Here is a 516-nt window from a genome sequence, read left to right on the forward strand (position 1 = left end):
ACGTGCAGAGCCAGGACGGCGAGCAGTACGCGCGCAACCGCATCGAGGCGATCCAGGCGCAGCACGAGCGCGTGCGCCTGCGCGGCGTGGTGCGCGGGATCGGCGCCGGGCACCTGTTCCGCCTGAGCGGCTATCCGCGCGATGACCAGAACCGCGAGTACCTGGTGGTCGGCGCCGAATACCGGGTGGTCCAGGAACTCTACGAAACCGGCAGCGGCGGCGCCGGCTCGCAGTTCGAGAGCGAGCTGGACTGCATCGACGCCAGCCAGTCGTTCCGTCTCCTGCCGCAGACTCCGGTACCGGTGGTGCGAGGTCCGCAGACCGCGGTGGTGGTCGGACCCAAGGGCGAGGAGATCTGGACCGACCAGTACGGCCGGGTCAAGGTGCACTTCCACTGGGACCGCCACGACCAGTCGAACGAGAACAGCTCCTGCTGGATTCGCGTGTCCCAGGCCTGGGCCGGGAAGAACTGGGGTTCGATGCAGATCCCGCGGATCGGCCAGGAAGTGATCGTCA

Annotated in this window: 1 pseudogene; it reads left to right on the forward strand. The window is 68.2% G+C overall.

Annotated elements, in window-relative coordinates:
- Positions 1–516: pseudogene (gene vgrG1a, locus HMPREF2886_RS23070) on the forward strand (type VI secretion system spike protein VgrG1a); the annotation flags it as partial.

Source organism: Pseudomonas sp. HMSC066A08 (genome assembly GCF_001813025.1).
GTDB lineage: Bacteria > Pseudomonadota > Gammaproteobacteria > Pseudomonadales > Pseudomonadaceae > Pseudomonas > Pseudomonas aeruginosa.